This is a genomic window from Paenibacillus cisolokensis, from assembly GCF_018403665.1.
In the GTDB taxonomy this organism is placed as follows: Bacteria; Bacillota; Bacilli; order Paenibacillales; family Paenibacillaceae; genus Paenibacillus_AH; species Paenibacillus_AH cisolokensis.
In genome coordinates, this window is record NZ_BOVJ01000102.1 from 19,358 (window position 1) to 36,151 (window position 16,794).

Below are 16,794 nucleotides of genomic sequence, written 5' to 3' on the forward strand. Positions count from 1 at the left end.
TGAATCGCAAGATAGTTGGAAGGATTTTCTTGCACCGCAAACTGCCGGTCAGAGATACCTTTATAGATGAAAGAAAAATTGTTCTCTTCTACGATTCATTGCGCGTGTTCACGGACGAACCGATTGGCCGGGACAGGCAGGCCGTAATGATCGCGCAGCGTTGCGCCCGTATATTCCGTGCGGAACAACCCTCTGCGCTGCAGCTCCGGGACGACGAAATCGACGAAGTCATCGAACCCCCCCGTTCATGACCTGGGGCATAATGTTAAAGCCGTCGGCCGCTTCCTGCGTAAACCAATGCTCGATAAGATCCGCGATCTGCGCCGGCGTCCCCGCGATCGTCCGATGGCCCCGTCCGCCGGCCAACCGATGCAGCACTTCCCGCAGCGTCAAATTCTCGCTGCGAGCCAGCCGTACGATCAAATCCGTCCGGCTTACATGTCCCCTTACTTCTTCGACCGGAAGGTCCGGGAACGGTCCGTCAAGCGGATAGCCCGACAAATCGAACCCGACACGTTTCGACAACATCAGCAGACTGTGAGCAGGATTGCTGAGCTCGATCAATTTCGCTTCCTTCTCCAATGCCTCCTCCTCGGTGCGGCCGATGATCGGGCAAATGCCGGGCAGAATGTGTACATGCTCCGGAGAACGGCCGAATTGTTCCGCTTGCCGCTTCAGGTCCCGGTAAAAAAGACGCGCATCTTCATACGTCTGCTGCGCCGTGAAGATCGCCTCGGCGAATTCGGCCGCGAACCGCCTGCCGTCCCGCGAAGATCCGGCCTGCACCAACACCGGCCGCCCTTGCGGGGAGCGGGACACGTTCAGCGGCCCTTTCACCGAGTAGAACCGGCTTTTATGGTTTACTTCATGCACCTTGGCGGAATCGGCATAAATCCCCGCCTGCTGGTCGCAAATGAGTGCATCCTCTTCCCAACTGTCCCACAGCTTCGTCGCGACATCGAGAAACTCCCGTGCCCGCTCATAACGCTCCGCATGCTCCGGAATCCGGTCGAGATTGAAATTTTGCGCTTCCTCATCCGTACCGGAAGTAATGATGTTCCAACCGGCGCGTCCGCCGCTCAAATGATCGAGCGAGGCGAAACGGCGCGCCAGATTGAACGGCTCGTTGAAACTGGTGGACACCGTCGCAATCAGGCCGATCCGGCGGGTGACGACCGAGAGCGCGGTCAGAAGCGTGAGCGGCTCCAAACCGCCTGCCGCGCCGGACCGGACCATAGCGGGGCTCGTCGACAACCGGTCCGCGAAGAAAAGCGAATCCAGCTTGGCGGCCTCCGCTTTGACGGCGATCCGCTGATAATAAGCGAAATCCAATAATTGGTTGACGTTCGTATCCGGATGTCGCCAAGCCGCTTCATGATGCCCCATCGGAGCGACGAACAAATTCAGGTGAAGCTGACGGTCTCGTTTGCTCATCCTGTAACCCCTCTCTTTCCCAAATTCATGCAAAAGCTCCCGGATGGAAACGGATGGCTGCCGACGGGATTGCCGTACAGGGATTGGGGATCAACCGTTGAATTGGGGATCAACCGTTGAAGCTGTCGCGCCATCGGAGCAGCCGCCGCTCCAGGTAACGGACGAATGAATCCGTCGCCTTGCCGACGATCGCAAAGATGATGATGCCGACGAACACGATCGACGTCTGGGAGAACTGGCGAGCGTCCATAATCAAATAACCGATGCCTTCACTGGAGCCCATCAGCTCCGCGACGACGAGGCCGAGCCAGGAGACGCCCAGCGACAGGCGCAGTCCGAGCAGAATGTTCGGCAGAGAGGCCGGCAGGACGAGCCGCGTAATCTGCTTCCACCGGCTGAACTCGAGGATGCGCGCTACGTCGAACAGCTTCGAGTCCGCGTTGCGGATGCCCAGAAACGTATTGACGTACAGCGGGAAGAACGCGCCTTTGGCAATGAGCAGCACCTTCGAAAATTCGCCGAAGCCGAACCAGAGGATGAACAGAGGCGTAATGGCCAGATGCGGAATCATGCGCAGCATCTGGACGGTCGGGTCGACCGTCTCCTCGAACCGCCGGAACAAGCCGACGGCGAAGCCGAACAACAAACCGAGCCCCCCGCCCAGCAGGAAGCCGAGGGCGGCGCGGTATACGCTGATCCCCAGATGGCCGAACAGTTCGCCGGAAACGATGAGGTCCACGAACGAGCGGCCGATCGCCACCGGCGTAGGCAGCAAGTTCGCGGAGATCAGTTCCAGCATACCTGCGATTTGCCAGACCGTCAGAATGCCGACCGGCAGCAGCGAGCCGCGAATCAGGACAGTCCGTTTATTTGGGCGTTTCGACCGGATGCCGCCGGAATGGTCACGCTGCGATTCCGGCAGCGGCAAGCCGTTTCCGGTTTCCTTCGGCAAAACAGGACGGGCGATCGCTTCTGTAGAATTCATGGTAACACCTCTCTGTCTCGAATATCGTTAAATGCCGTAGCTGTCGACCAGCTCCGGCTCATCGATCTTCTCGAACTCGCTCAATACGCGGCGCCGAAATTCCTGGAACGAGCCGCTGGATTTTTGCGCGGATACGGCAGGTCGATCGGAATGACGCCGCGGATCGTACCCGGCCGCGGGTCCATGATGACGACGCGGTTGCCGAGAAAGACGGCCTCGTCGATATCGTGCGTGACGAATATCATCATGGTCTTGTTTCTTCTCCAGATGTCGAGCAGAACTTCCTGCATATGTCCTCTCGTGAAAGCGTCGAGCGCTCCGAACGGCTCGTCGAGCAGCAGAACTTTCGGATTGCGCAAGAGCGCCCTGGCGATCGCCACGCGCTGGGACATTCCCCCGGACAGCTCGCGGGGGTACGCTTTTCGAAGCCTTTCAGGCGCACGGCCTCAATCAGCTCGTCGACCTTGCGGCGCGTGTCGGGACGGGAAAGCGGCAGATCGGCGGCGATGTTCCGTTCGACCGTAAGCCAGGGAAACAGGCGATGCTCTTGAAAAATAAATCCTTTGTCGATGCCCGGCTTTCTCACCGGCTGCTGATCCAGCAGCACCTCGCCGTCATAGTCGATATCGAGGCCGGCGATAATTTTGAGCAGCGTGCTCTTTCCGCAGCCGCTCGGTCCGATGATCGTGACGAACTCGCCGGGACGCACGTGCAGTTGAATGTCTTTCAGCGCATGAACGACGCCCGAAGGCGTGACGAACGACTTGTTCAACCGATTGATCTGCAAAGCGGCGGACAATTGCAACCTCTCCTTTCCGGCTCAGGCCGTCTCATGAAACGGATGCGGATCTCGCCCTTCGCGCTGCGCCAGCTTGCGCTTCACGAGCGGAAGGAGCAGCTCGCCTGTAATCTTCGCTTCCTCCAGATGCGGGTAACCCGACAGGATGAAGGACGAGATGCCGAGATCGACGTATTCCAGCAGCCGGTCCGACACCTGCTCCGGCGTACCGACGAGCAGCATCGCGCCGCCGCCGCGAACGGTCGACAATCCCGCCCACAAGTTCGGAGCGATCAGAAAGTCGTTGTTCCGCGATTGCTCGCGCAGCTCGTTTTGCCGCTTCTGGCCCGTCGCATCCGTGTTGTCGAAGCGGGCTTTGGACCGCTCGATCGCCGCGGGGGCGACCTTGCTGATGATGTCCCACGCCACGCACCACGCTTCTTCCTCGGTAGGCCGCACGAGCACCTGCGCGCGGAGACCGTAGCGCAGCTTCCGTTCGATCCCTTTCTCGCGCTTCAATTCGGCGCGCAGCGTCTCCATCTCTTCGATCTGCTCGCGGATCCAATCGAGCGGTTCCGCCCACATCAGGTATACGTCGGCCGTTTCTGCCGCCGTTCGTTTGCCGGCCTTGGAGCTGCCGCCAAAGTAAAGCGGGGGGTGAGGGTCCTGCACAGGCGCCGGAAGGCTTGCGCCACCGTCGAGCTGATAATACTTGCCCTTGTATGACAGCTTCTCGTTCGAGCCATAGGAGGAATTGGCGGCGAGGAATTGTTCGCCGTTACGTTTGGAACGCGTCCATACCTCCTTTACAATTTCGAGAAACTCCCGGGTCCGCTCGTAACGCTCGTCATGATTGTGCGCGAGCGGATCGCCGGTCGCAATCAGATCGGCAGGCGCCCCGCCGGACACGACGTTGACAAGAGCCCGGCCCCCGGATACGTAATCGAGCGACGCCGCCATCCGGGCGGCAAGCACCGGCGCGATCAGACCGGGACGGAAAGCGACAAGCGGCTTCAAAATCTTCGTATGCGCCGCGATCTGCGATCCGACGATCCACGAATCGATGCAGGAGCCGCCGGTCGGGATAAGCGCGAACGTGAAGCCTGCCTGCTCGGCCGCCTTGCCCACTTCGATCATGTATTCCCCCGTCGACTCCCGCTCCGGTTTGACGCCGATATACTTGCCGTCCCCCGTCGTCGGAATGAACCAGCCGAACTCCACTTCCTGATTTTGCTTTGCCATATTACTCACACCCCTCGATCATTCAGATATTTTCATGATTCAACTCAGAATAAAGTCACTCATCTCCTCCTGGCAGCGATAGGACAAAAAAGACTTACCAATATCCGCACAGCCTCCGTGCGGTGGTAAGTCTCCGGCAAACCGGTCGACATCTGGGTTAGGTGTCGCATTACCGAGGTCGATACGATATTTTGCCTGCTCTGGGGCGCGATGACTGACGCACGTCGAACCGTTTGCGTTCCGTTCGCTCGATTTGAACAATCCGTCCGTCGTGCACGTTGATTTGAACGACGCCGTATTCCAGTCCGTTCACTTCCTCCAATATCCAACGAATGATCGTCTCGTCGAATTCCAGTTTGGTCATCGTACATATCTCCTTCTCATTGACGAATTTAGACATCTGCCAGATCAGTGTCCGGCGGCGCAATCGGCAGCAGGCTGTCTGCAATCGGCCGCCGGCCATTCGGTTTTTCTTGCTCGTGGAAGCTCGGATCCAACTCGTCCAAACGGCCCCGGTATCCGAGCGCAATGACCGCATGCAGCGCAATCGAATCCGGCACCTGCAGCGTCTTCCGGGCAAGCTCCTGATCGAAGCCGCCGACCGCGCGGGTCGATAAGCCGAGCAGCCGCGCTTGCAGCGCCAGCGTCGCCCATGCCGCGCCGGCGTCGAAGGCGTGCGTATTCAACGGTTCGCCGTTGTCACGGAATTTCTCGGATGCGATCAGCAGCAGAACGGGCGCCTTTCGCGTCCACAGCTGGTTCCGCGGCCGGATGAACGATTGGAACACTTCATGCTCTTCCTTCGTACGGGCGACATAGAACCGCCAAGGCTGCTGATTGCCCCCGGAAGGCGCCCACCGCGCCGCTTCCAGCACGGTGAACAGCACTTCGTCGCTGACCGGGATCGTCGCGTAGGATCGCGGCGACCACCTGTTCAGAATGAGAGGATGCACCGGATAATCGGGTTGTCGGCTTGCAAGCACCTCTTCGTCATAGGACAATCCTGCCGGGGGGCTTGCAGCGAATGAAGAATGAATGTTGCTCATCTGGACCACTCCCAATCTTGATATAAGGGTTTGTAACCGAAAACCGAACGCCCGGCGATCGTCGTGCCAGCCGATTATGCCTGCCTGAAGACGCGCTTCAGGAAGACGGCCGTTTCCTCGAAGGCCTGATCGAGCGCATCGGTCGGGCCTTCGTAAGGATCGGCGACTCCGAACGTGTGGTTGCCTCCGGGGACGGCGACGAACGTCTGATGCGGCGCCAGCTCGCGAAGCGCCCGGTTCTGCGCCAGCAGCCGCTCGCTGTCCCCCAATCCTTATGGCCGCGGAACCCGTGTCCGATCAGCAGTACCGGTTTGGCGGCGCCGTCCTTGATCGTCCGCACGTCGCCCGACAAAAAGGAACCGTCCTCCAGTTCGATGCGAAATTTCTGGTGATCCAGCACTTCTTTGCTCATTGCCATTCCTCCTCGGCATTCAGGTTCCATACACGGATTTCAGCATCATGCCCACCGGTCTATCGCTTCACCCGATCCTCCTTTCGTCAATGAGAAAATAAAAGGAGACTTTCCGTTTTCCCGCTCCGGGAGCGGCAGAAAGTCTCCAAAATATTTGGTGGACATATTTTATAATTCCAATGAGTTTAGTTGGCATAAGTGGACTGATAAGAGATTAACATGTTTACCGGAAGCTGTCAACACCGGGTTTGGAAATTTGCCGGCTCCACGTCCGGTACAGCCATTCGGCGAACAACGCTTTCTCCTCGAACTGCGGATAGTGAGCGGATTTTTCGAAAAGAACAAATTCTTTCACCGGAGCTTCCAGCATATCGAAGTATTCTTTCGCCGCCTTTGCCGATGTCATATAATCATATTTTCCCATCACGAAATAGCAGGGAATCTCCAATCGATCGACGATATGGACAATATTGTTTTTCGCTTCTTCCGCCAACAATATTTTTTGCGACAGCGAAACTCCTTTCAAATAGCGTATGACATCCAGCAAATTGTACTCGGGATTAAAGAGGAACCCCGTGTAATAATCCATATTGTCGTCAATCAATCTCGCCGCGCCGCCATATTTTCGAACCATGTCTCTGGGAGTGATCCGCTCGCCTTTCCCGATCGGTTCGCGCAGACGCTCCAACCTTTCCGCATCGCGGGCGTTGCCGGCCAGCTTCGCCTGCTCGATCGTATAGTCCAAACTGTCCAGTTCGCTTTTTACATGATCCGAAACTTGCCCGATTCCGATATAGGCAGCAAATTTGTCCGGCGCTTTGGCCGCCGCTTTCATCCCGATGTATGTGCCGAAAGAATGGCCGATCAGCAGCACGTTCTCTTGTCCCAGTTTCTCCGTCACATAATCGGTCAATGCCAGCAAATCGTCTACGAGCAGGTCTGTCGACAAATCGGAGTAGTCCTCAAAAAATGATAGGACTTTCCGCTCCCCCGCTGATCGTAATGAACGATCGTAAAACGCTCCTCAAGCAAGTCCTGGTATTTTCTCACATAAGGAATTTCGGAACAACCCGGGCCGCCATGTACGAATATGACAATCGGATTGCGCCGGTCCGCGCCCCTGATCATCACTTCATGCCCGGTGCCGTTGATTTCCACTTGCCCTAACGTACTGATGCTATAGTCTCCTTTTATTCGGGGGGTCCATGTCGGGAATACCATTCCGGTTCCAATAAGCAGAACGAATATGACGATGCCGATTTTCAGTATTTTGACAATTTTCTTTTTCATCTCGAAGTCTCCTTGGTCGCGGCGGCATTACTTCCATTCTAACATTATATCAACAATGTGGAACCGGAGACTGCAATAACCCGATGACAAAATTCGTCAATTTTTGATATTATAAAAAGCAAATAACATAATATAGCAGGAGGATGCAGCAATATCATCATGAGATTTCCAATTCGTATCAAATTACTGACCAGTTTTCTAGCCATATCCGTTATGCTTGGCGTTGCGGGCATAATAGCGTACGCGTATATGGGAATCGTAGACCGTAGTTATTCGGACCTTGTAGACCGGAGAGCGCTCATATTGCTTAAAGCGAAAGAGATGCAGATACAGGCGACCCAGATCAACAGCAGTGCTCGTGATTTCCTGCTCACGCGCGATTCGGCCGCTTTGGATAAAATGAACGAGGCTATGAACCAATTGGCGAATTCGATTCAAGAAGGGTCCGCCATGGTGCAATCGGAAGACAACAAGCGTTTGCTGCAGGAAATGAAAGCGAACCTTGAAAAACTGGAGCATGCCAAATCGGAATTTGTTAGCCTGATGCAGAAGTCACCCGAACAATCGCTGCAATACGCGACAGAAAATTTGTTTCCGCTCAGCCGGGATATCCGGACAAAAAGCGACGGTCTCGCTTCCTATCAACAGAATCAAATGGAGAATGCGAGCCGGGAAAATAAAGCGACTGTCGAAACAGCGCAAAAGTAGTTCTACTGACGCTGGTCATTGCGATAACGGCAGCGATCGGATTGGCGCTTTATCTTGCTTCTCGCCTTTCCAAGCCGCTTGTCGAAATGACTGCTGCCGCGCAATTGATCGCAGATGGGGATTTGACGAAAGACATTCCGGTCATTCGAAGCCGTGATGAAATGGGAAGCATGTCTGCGGCATTCCAGAAGATGGCGTCCAATTTGCGTTCGCTGATCCGCACTGTCGCTCTCAGCGCGGAAGAAGTCGCAACAAACTCCCGGGAACTGGCCGCAAGCGCCGATCAGTCGACGCAAGCGGCGCAACAAATTACAACTGCGATTCAGGATATCGCTGCAGGAGCGGAAAATCAGGCAAAAGGAGCGGAATCCAATTCCCGCGCAGTCGAAGAGCTGTCGACGGGGATTCAACGATTGGCCGCTTCAACGGAAGGCATGCACGCATCGTCTCTGCAAACAGCCGAAAGAGCGGAACGGGGAAGCGAGCTTTTGCAGCACCTCTACAGTCGTATGGAAGCGGTTCAGCATGCCGCCACGGAATCATCCGAGATGATGGATCAGTTGTACGAACGGTTATCCGAAATCGGAAGTATTGTCGGCTTGATGCGAGAAATTGCAGCCCAAACCCAATTGCTTTCGCTTAACGCATCCATTGAAGCGGCAAGAGCAGGCGAAGCGGGGCATGGGTTTGCCGTAGTTGCAGGAGAAGTGAAGAAACTGGCGGATCAATCCGGGCAATCGGCACAAAGCGTAGCAGGGCTTTTGGAAAATATCTCGCTTCAATCCAACAAAGTCGCACAAGCGATGCGTTCCAGCGTCCGGGAGGTGGAAAACGGCATGAACGCCGCCAACGATGCGAAACAAGCTTTCGTTGAGATTCTGGAATCGGTGCATCATGTGGAAAGAGAAGTTCAGGAAGCATCTGTCGTCTCCGAACAAATGGCTGCAAGCTCACAAGAAATTTCTGCGTCGATGGAACAAACGGTCGCCATTTCGCAGGAAACGTCGGCAGGTGCCCAGGAAGTTACGGCGGCGACCGAACAGCAGCTTGCGTCTTTGGAAGAAATATCAGCAGCTTCCGTCGAATTGAGTCGAACAGCCCAGGAATTAAACGATATCATTTCACGATTCCGCGTGTGAATGTTCCGATCGACCCGCATATATTGCGGGTTTTTCGTCTTTCTTCAGCTTCATATCCGGAGACTCCGACACTGCCGAGACCGCATCGACCTCGGCAAGCGGCCGTGCCGCCCAGCGCCGTCCCGCGGCTGCCGCTGGGCTTCGGGCGCAGGATTGTGCTATTATACTTGTATACTCGTAACAAAAAGCGAAACTAAGAGGAGAAACGCATCGAATCATGAAAACACTTACACTCGTCGCCCATCCCCGTTTGCAGGAATCCAGAGTCAACCGGACATGGAAGGAAAGATTGGAGAAAGAACAAAACATTACGGTGCACGATTTATATCAGACTTACCCGACGGAAGTGCTGGACGTGGAGCGCGAACAACGGCTGCTGACGGAACATGATCGGATCGTATTCCAGTTTCCTTTTTACTGGCACAGCACTCCGCCCCTGCTGAAAAATACCAGGATGAAGTTTTCACGTACGGCTTCGGCTACGGCACCGGGAACAAATTGCGCGGCAAAGAATTCGTATTGGCCATATCGGCGGGAAGGCCGGAAGATTCGTACCGGCCCGAGGGCAGAAGCAAATATACGATGGAGCAATTTTTAATTCCGCTGCAAGCGACTACATTTCTTACCGAAATGATCTATTTGCCGCCGTTTATTCTATACGGAACGCCGTATTTGAGCGATGAAGAAATTCAAGAGAGCGCCGAACGGCTGGCCGCATATTTGACCGCACCGTACGACGAACTTGCCAATTTGTCGCAAACCCGTTAAAACCGAATCCCGGCGTGGCGGAACTTCCAGGGATAGCTCACCGCGATCCGGCTTGATGAACCGTATGGCATATGGTAAATTGGGATTAAATCTATCGGTGTGAAGCACATACCGCTATCATACGTCATGTTCGTTCGGAACATGGGCGTATTGGGGCGGTATTTTATTTTTAATCGGACGGGGTGTGGTTATGGATGAGCAACTTTGACGCATTGTACAGCCATTGGATCGCCAAGCAGATTGCCGAGGAAAAGAACCCGCGCAGACGGGAGTTTCTTCAAAAAGGGCTGAGCCGTGGAACGATAGACTATTTGCGCTGGATATGGTATCCCGCCATCGGCAACCTGGATCACTTATATCCCGAATATGAAGTTCGAGATTTCAACAACGGATACCGGTATCTGGATCTTGCCTATCTACCGGGCAACGCCAAAGGATGTATCGAGATTCAGGATTATCGAAGTCATGCCCGGGATATCGAGGCCAGCCGCTTCAAGGATTTATGTATGAAGCAATCGTTGCTCGCCCTCGACGATTGGCTCTTTCTTCCGATCGCCTACTTGGGCCGAGGCGGAAGCTTTACGATTTGCGCGCCGCATGCTGCGACCTTTCACACCTAAAGAACTCGCCGCTCATCTGCGGCTTACCGAACAGTATGCGAGACGGATTCTCCGTCAATTGGTCGGCAAGCAAAAGCTCGACATCGCCAGCGGCAATCAACGTTACCGGACCTACAAGCTTCCATCGACTTTTTAACGAATCTCACAATCGCTATTTGGTCAAAAATCGATGTTCCGGAATTGTAACGAATCTGAGCAACGCTATTTGCTTAAAAGCGATCGAATTCAGGCGGTAAAACGTAAATAAGGTGGCTCAGATTCGTTAAAATTCCAAAAAGCAGCCTATTGGCCAAAATAAAGCTTGTGAGATTCGTTAGCACAAAGAACGTTTCCGACGTCCGTAAACGAACCACCCCGGGTTCACCATTCTCAGCAGCTATTGCTGAGCAAACTCGTCTCGTGCTCATCCTATCGAAGCCAACTCGGCGAAGCCGCGCCCAGCGTCATATGAGACGCCGAGACGCCGCGATGCCTAACTCTAGCTCATCCGCTTCGCTCTATGCGAACGAACCCGGGTTCCGCTCATGTCGGATCAAAATAGGGAGCTCCCGAACCATCAATCGGCAAGAAGGAAACACCGGTCAAAATTGACGCAGCGTCTGATCGTTCAGCTTTTCGGCTGACTGCGATACTTTCTGTGTGGCCGTGCCGATCTCCTCAATAACCTGGACAAAGGAGCGGAGATCCTGCTTGTTCGTTTGCAATTCCCGAATATTTTGATTCATCGATTCGTAGATAGCCTCGAACAATTGGTCCGAGGATGCCGCTTCCGTCTGCGCATCGGCGATTTGACCGCTCACCACGTCTAACGCCCGAACCACATCCTTCATCCATGCTGCCGAGGTTTCAATAAGCGTTTGAATGTGATCGACCGCTTTCTTCGTATCTTCCGACAATTTTTCACTTCGCTCGCTACGACGGAAAAGCCCGCACCGCTCGATCCGGCCCTGGCCGCTTCGATCGACGCGTTAAAAGACAACAAATGGGTTTGGGCCGCGATTTCTTGTACGATGGCAGCGATCCCTTTTATTTGGTCGAACGATTGGCCCAGATCATTCACTAGACGATTCATTTCGTTCATTCCCCGGAATACGTCGCTTACGATTTGATTCAAACGGTTAATTCTGCCCTTCCCGATCGAAGCCATAGATTGTGTGGATTCCGAATTGGCGATGCTGTGCTCGAACGAACGGCTGATTTCGATCCCGCCCGCCACCAATTGTTCGACCGACGCGCTCGTTTGCTGGGCCAAAGCCGCCAAGTCTCCGCTCATCGTTCCGATATGCCGCCTCAGTTCTTGCTTTGCTTTTTCATATTGCTCTTCTTTTATATGTAAATTTTGCGTTTCATAAGCGTCCAGCACGATTTGCTGTTCGATATTCAGCAGCTTGGCGACGGCTTTGTGGATTCGAACCGTTAAGGATTTGTTGGAAAAAGTGTTCTGTATAACATCGATGATGCTGTTTTGCAAGTTTTGAAAGGCTCCCATGTACCACTTCGGCTCCAATCCGATGCGTACATGCGCGCTTGCGATTTTATATCGTTTTTCAATGAACCCTTCGTCGATGACGCCCGAAAACATGTCAAACAAATGGTCCTTTAACGTTATCTTCAGACGTTCGATAGTGGTGTGATTCTCTATCGTCGCTCATAAATGATCGATGTCAAGTATAGTAGAATAAAACGCGTCCGTTATTTGTTCGAGGTGCTCGTCCATTATGCCTTGCAATGCCTAGATCAGCTTCAGATCTTCCTCATTCAGATCGATCATGCTGAAGGATTTGCGAATGTCGTGCGATTCATGAAGGTGAAATCCTGCTTTTGCCGACCGTACGTTTTCCAAAAACGATGCTCGACATCAGTCAGCTCGTGATTAGGAGACTTCTTTCTTATCCGCATGTTGACCGCTCCTCATAGACAAAATAGTTTGACAGCGCTTCCACTTCTTCGATGGCGCCGGAAAGCAGGCTCTGCCATCAATGTACCGACCGGTTCCCATTCGAGAAACACATCGTCACAGCCCCTCCCTTTTCGGCCACTTGTTGTTGGATCGCAACGAGCAAACCGACAAACGACCGGTTCAGTTTCGTTGCGCTGTCTATTTTAAAAGCAAAATAAAGATACCCGTTTTCGACAAGCTGGAACAGCTCGTTTTGGATCGAGGCCATATCATTTGATGTCATGTTTCCTTCTAACCGGATGACGACCTGCTCTTCCTTGCATTCCTCTATTTTCATCATCATGGAACCTCCATATCTCACATTGACACAATACAATATTCGAAAACAGGCACCGGTTATGAATCTTAAAATGTAATTAAATATACCATAATCGCTTGGATTAGACTGTGATTTATGTCACACTTGACATCATCATTTGTATGAATTACTATAAACGCATACTTTCAAGAATCTGAATAACATTATTCATTCGCGGAGGTGATCACATGAGATCTTCCGAACAAATTCAAAAAGCGGTAAAAGAACTGGCCGCTCGTCTTCCGCATGATAAAATCACATTCGCCGACGTCGCGAAGGAAGCTGGCGTGCATTGGACGACCGTTCAAAGGTTTTTCGGCAGTAAGGAAGCGATGAGAACGTTTATCCTGCAAAAATACCGGGATCCTTCTCTGGCCGACACGCGGACCAAAATACTGGACGCGGCCGCCCGTCTGTTTGCGAAGCATGGTTACAATGGCGCCACGCTTGATCTGGTGGCAGCCGATACCGGCATGACCAAAGGAGCGGTATACTGGCACTTTTCGAGCAAAAGCGACCTGTTCCTGGCTTTATGCGAACGAAGTCTCGACCGTCTGCTGAACAGACTTCCCGGTCAGGTTCATAAGGTGTTCGCTTCGGATAACCCGACAGAATCTTTGAGACGGTTGCTCCAGTCGGAATTTGAAGCGTGCAAAGAAGGCGGAGGCGAGCGCCCCTTGCTTTTCTTCGAATTTATTGCAAACAGCCGCGAGCCCCAAATCCGCAAAAAATTAAACGAAGCTTTTACGAAACTGATTCAAGGTACCTCCGTCCTATTAAAAGAGCTGCAAGACCGGCGACTCATCACGAAAGATGCGGAACCGCACAACTTGGCCGTCACCCTTCACGCTCTTATCAACGGGGCAGTATTAATGTGGCTGACAGCCCCCGATCAAGTTTCGTTCCAATCTCTTGCAGCAGAGATCTCCAGCGTATTATGGCAAGGGATTCGTCCGGAATCGAACCGCAATTAAGCAACCCGTAGCCTTACGGGTTTTGCAAACGGCACAACATACTTGTAAGTATGTTATTATTGTAAAAATGCAGCGAAGAGGAGAGGAATGCGATGTGGATTTGGGCCCTTTTATTATTGACAATCGCTTTGGGAGGATTCATTCTGTACAACCGGTATAAATTCAAACAGGCGGAATTGAAATTTCCTCCGAACGGCCGGTTCGTAACCATAGAAGGTGTCCGATTGCATTATATCAGCAAAGGTTCGGGCAAACCCGTTGTGTTGATCCACGGAGGCGTCCTGACCGGCAATGATTTTGAACGCGTCATCGAGATAGCAGCCGGCAAAGGCTATCGGGCGATCGCCTTTGACCGTCCCGGATACGGACATAGCGAAAGGCCGGATTCCGAGAACGTGACCCCGTTCGTACAGGCACGGCTCATACATGCCGCTTTAAAGGAGCTGGGCATCGAAAAACCGATCCTGGTGGGCCACTCCTGGAGCGGAACATTGGTGTTATCGTATGCGCTGCTATATCCGCAGGATTTTGAAGGGATTGTCACGTTGGGCGCGGCGATGTACAAGGAAGGGTATCCTGCGGAGAACGGAGATCCGATCTCCAAACTGGTAACGACTCCTGTAATCGGAGATCTGGTTCTTCATACGTTATTGCGCAGTCCGCTCGGAACATTTCTGGCAGACCGCACATTGCAAGCCACCTTTGCACCGGAATCGATACCAGCCGGCTATCGGGAAGCGACCCATGCGCTGTGGCTTCGACCGGGGCAGTTTAAAGCAAATCGCGAGGACGTATTGGCCTTCTCCCCTGCGGCCGAACAAATCAGCAAGCGCTACAAGGAAATAAACCATCCGGTTGTCATCGTTGCAGGAGAGAAAGACCCGTTCGGAACGAAAGAGCAGTCTTTGCGGTTAAAGGAAGATATCCCGCATGCCGAGCTCATCATGCTGCCGGAAGTTGCCCACATGATCCCGCAAAATCATCCGCAACAGGTCGTGAACGCCATCGATCGGCTCGGGAGATCGTCGTCGGCGACATGAGCATGAGCGATTCTTCGATGCGATCGCCAGTGCCTCACCCGACAAATCTGACTATAACCAAATAAGACCATGAAAATAAATATTGAAACAGTTTACAATGGAATTATGAAAAAACGAGGAGGCAATTGAAATGAAAAACATGACGATTCCAACCGTGCAAACATATAAGGAGGGACACTTGCTTTAATCCTAAACGGTGCTCCCCTTTATATGTGTTTTGAAATAACACAAAGAAGGGGAAATTCGATGCGTTTTCCAGTTCGTAAATTTTTCTCATACTACAAGCCGTATTTACGCTTGTTTCTTGCCGTATTGGCCTGCTCCATTATGACATCCGCCGTAACTTTGGTGTTTCCGTTGCTCGTTCGGTATATTACGAAAGATGTTCTGGAAGGAGATTTATCGACGCACTCCAAGAAGTGTTCGCGATTGGCGGGCTCATGCTCGTTTTAGTCGCGATTCAGAATATCGGGAATTACTTTGTGGACTACAAAGGCCATGAAGTAGGCGCCCGCATGGAAAGCGACATGCGCAGCGAGCTGTTCGCCCACATGCAGAAGCTTTCCTTAAGCTTTTACGATAAGGAAAAGACAGGTCGGCTCATGTCCCGACTGACGAACGACCTGCTGCTGCTTTCCGAGCTGTACCATCACGGTCCGGAAGATTACACGAAATATTTCGTCCGCTTTATCGGGGCATTTTGTATTTTGTTCTTTATTAACGCACCGTTAACGCTCGCCGTATTCTGTTTTTACCGGTTCTCGGTCTCTTGACTGTGTATTTCAATAAAATGTTGAACAAGGCATTACGAAGAAACAAAGAGCGAATCGGGGATGTTAACGCTCAGATAGAGGATAGTCTGGCGGGGATCCGCACCGTAAAATCGTTTGCTAACGAGAGCTTCGAGATCGAGAAGTTTAACCGGGAAAATATCCGTTTTCTCGAGAGCCGAAAGAACACCTATAAAGCGGAGGCGCTTTTTTACAACAGCTTCGAATCGATTATTCAGTTGATTACGATCACTGTGATCATCTTCGGCAGCGTCAATATCGTCAACACTGATTTGGACTTGGCGGATTTGATTACTTTTTTGCTGTATATCAACTTTATGATCGAGCCGATTCAACGACTGAATCATATGAGCACACAGCTTCAGGAAGGAATCACCGGCTTTCAGCGCTTTATGGAAATCATGAATATGAAGCCGGCCATCGAAAACAAACCGGATGCCGTCATTCTGCCGGAGATACGAGGCGAGATTGAATTCAGACAAGTTTCCTTCCGTTATGAAGATCATTTGGACAAAGTCATCCAAAACCTGTCGCTTCGTATCGAGCCGGGCGAATATGTTGCATTAGTAGGGCCGTCCGGTGCGGGAAAAACGACATTATGCTCGCTCATCCCCCGCCTTTATGATGTGACTGACGGGGAGGTGTTAATCGACGGGATCGACGTCCGTAATATCGACCTGCAATCATTACGACAAAAATAGGTATTGTACTGCAAGACGTCTACCTTTTTGCAGGGACGGTGATGGAAAATATCCGCTATGGAAATCAAGCGGCCAGCGACGAAGAAGTTATTGCGGCAGCCAAGCATGCCAATGCCCATGATTTTATTATGAGCTTGCCGAACGGCTATCACTCCGAGATCGGCCAGCGAGGTGTCAAACTGTCCGGCGGACAGAAGCAGCGTCTAAGCATTGCCCGCGTATTTTTGAAAATCCGCCCGTTCTTATTTTCGATGAGGCGACAAGCGCGCTGGATAACGAGAGCGAAAGCGTCATTAAGGCATCATTGGAATTGCTGGCAAAAGGACGTACGACCATCGTCATTGCCCACCGCCTCTCCACAATCCGCAATGCGGGACGAATTATCGTATTGACGGAGGATGGTATTGTGGAACAAGGAACGCACGATGCCCTGCTTGCACGCAATGGCGTATACGCAAAATTGTATTCCAAGCAGTTTGGATTGTAGATTCGGACGCCATGCTACCCCGATGCCGGTTTCCCTTTACCTTCAAGATGAAAAAACGGCGCACTTTCATTTGGGAAGAAACATAAGATAACCCATAAGTCAAAAGCCTATTCGGGAATGA

12 protein-coding genes and 6 pseudogenes are annotated in these 16,794 nt (G+C 52.5%); 7 read left to right on the forward strand and 11 right to left on the reverse strand.

What is annotated here, in order from left to right:
• Positions 1-95: 95 nt before the first annotated feature.
• From PACILC2_RS14410 to PACILC2_RS14445, 8 genes and pseudogenes are all read right to left on the reverse strand, one after another.
• Positions 96-1,434: pseudogene (locus PACILC2_RS14410) on the reverse strand (LLM class flavin-dependent oxidoreductase).
• 109 nt (positions 1,435-1,543) lie between these two features.
• On the reverse strand, positions 1,544-2,386 hold the full coding sequence (locus PACILC2_RS14415) for an ABC transporter permease (protein WP_372447136.1): 843 nt from the start codon (positions 2,384-2,386) through the stop codon (positions 1,544-1,546).
• A 60-nt stretch (positions 2,387-2,446) separates the two neighbouring features.
• A pseudogene (locus PACILC2_RS14420) lies at positions 2,447-3,218 on the reverse strand (ABC transporter ATP-binding protein).
• A gap of 21 nt (positions 3,219-3,239) precedes the next feature.
• On the reverse strand, positions 3,240-4,439 hold the full coding sequence (locus tag PACILC2_RS14425) for an LLM class flavin-dependent oxidoreductase (RefSeq protein WP_213529237.1): 1,200 nt from the start codon (positions 4,437-4,439) through the stop codon (positions 3,240-3,242).
• A 169-nt stretch (positions 4,440-4,608) separates the two neighbouring features.
• Positions 4,609-4,803: a YezD family protein gene (locus tag PACILC2_RS14430; RefSeq protein ID WP_213529238.1), complete on the reverse strand. Its 195-nt coding sequence runs from the start codon at positions 4,801-4,803 to the stop codon at positions 4,609-4,611.
• A 28-nt stretch (positions 4,804-4,831) separates the two neighbouring features.
• Positions 4,832-5,485 (reverse strand): nitroreductase family protein, encoded by a 654-nt coding sequence (locus PACILC2_RS14435; protein WP_213529239.1) that lies wholly within the window; start codon positions 5,483-5,485, stop codon positions 4,832-4,834.
• A 74-nt stretch (positions 5,486-5,559) separates the two neighbouring features.
• On the reverse strand, positions 5,560-5,754 hold the full coding sequence (locus PACILC2_RS14440) for a hypothetical protein (protein WP_213529240.1): 195 nt from the start codon (positions 5,752-5,754) through the stop codon (positions 5,560-5,562).
• 366 nt (positions 5,755-6,120) lie between these two features.
• Positions 6,121-7,187 (reverse strand): annotated as a pseudogene (locus PACILC2_RS14445) (alpha/beta fold hydrolase).
• 159 nt (positions 7,188-7,346) lie between these two features.
• Between PACILC2_RS14445 and PACILC2_RS14450 the strand changes: the two are divergent.
• The 4 genes and pseudogenes from PACILC2_RS14450 (at position 7,347) to PACILC2_RS14465 (ending at position 10,558) form a co-directional block, all read left to right on the forward strand.
• Positions 7,347-7,895, forward strand: a complete 549-nt coding sequence (locus PACILC2_RS14450; protein WP_213529241.1) for an MCP four helix bundle domain-containing protein — start codon at positions 7,347-7,349, stop codon at positions 7,893-7,895.
• Between the two features lie 41 nt (positions 7,896-7,936).
• Positions 7,937-9,034, forward strand: a complete 1,098-nt coding sequence (locus PACILC2_RS14455) for a methyl-accepting chemotaxis protein (RefSeq protein WP_213529242.1) — start codon at positions 7,937-7,939, stop codon at positions 9,032-9,034.
• Positions 9,035-9,251: 217 nt separating this feature from the next.
• Positions 9,252-9,802, forward strand: a pseudogene (locus PACILC2_RS14460) (NAD(P)H-dependent oxidoreductase).
• A gap of 194 nt (positions 9,803-9,996) precedes the next feature.
• Positions 9,997-10,558, forward strand: a pseudogene (locus PACILC2_RS14465) (transcriptional regulator).
• Positions 10,559-11,003: 445 nt separating this feature from the next.
• Here the strand turns inward: PACILC2_RS14465 and PACILC2_RS14470 are convergent.
• The 3 genes from PACILC2_RS14470 to PACILC2_RS14480 all read right to left on the reverse strand — a co-directional run bounded on the left by PACILC2_RS14470 (position 11,004) and on the right by PACILC2_RS14480 (position 12,665).
• Positions 11,004-11,243, reverse strand: a complete 240-nt coding sequence (locus PACILC2_RS14470) for a hypothetical protein (protein ID WP_213529243.1) — start codon at positions 11,241-11,243, stop codon at positions 11,004-11,006.
• 5 nt (positions 11,244-11,248) lie between these two features.
• Entirely contained in the window at positions 11,249-12,064 is an 816-nt protein-coding gene (locus tag PACILC2_RS14475; RefSeq protein WP_280515315.1) for a protoglobin domain-containing protein, read from the reverse strand.
• A 334-nt stretch (positions 12,065-12,398) separates the two neighbouring features.
• On the reverse strand, positions 12,399-12,665 hold the full coding sequence (locus tag PACILC2_RS14480) for a hypothetical protein (protein WP_145977254.1): 267 nt from the start codon (positions 12,663-12,665) through the stop codon (positions 12,399-12,401).
• Between the two features lie 203 nt (positions 12,666-12,868).
• On the opposite strand from PACILC2_RS14480, the gene PACILC2_RS14485 reads away from it, so the two are divergent.
• From PACILC2_RS14485 to PACILC2_RS14495, 3 genes and pseudogenes are all read left to right on the forward strand, one after another.
• Positions 12,869-13,654 (forward strand): TetR family transcriptional regulator, encoded by a 786-nt coding sequence (locus tag PACILC2_RS14485; RefSeq protein WP_213529245.1) that lies wholly within the window; start codon positions 12,869-12,871, stop codon positions 13,652-13,654.
• A gap of 92 nt (positions 13,655-13,746) precedes the next feature.
• Positions 13,747-14,694, forward strand: a complete 948-nt coding sequence (locus PACILC2_RS14490; RefSeq protein WP_213529246.1) for an alpha/beta fold hydrolase — start codon at positions 13,747-13,749, stop codon at positions 14,692-14,694.
• A gap of 246 nt (positions 14,695-14,940) precedes the next feature.
• Positions 14,941-16,673: pseudogene (locus tag PACILC2_RS14495) on the forward strand (ABC transporter ATP-binding protein).
• Positions 16,674-16,794: the final 121 nt, after the last annotated feature.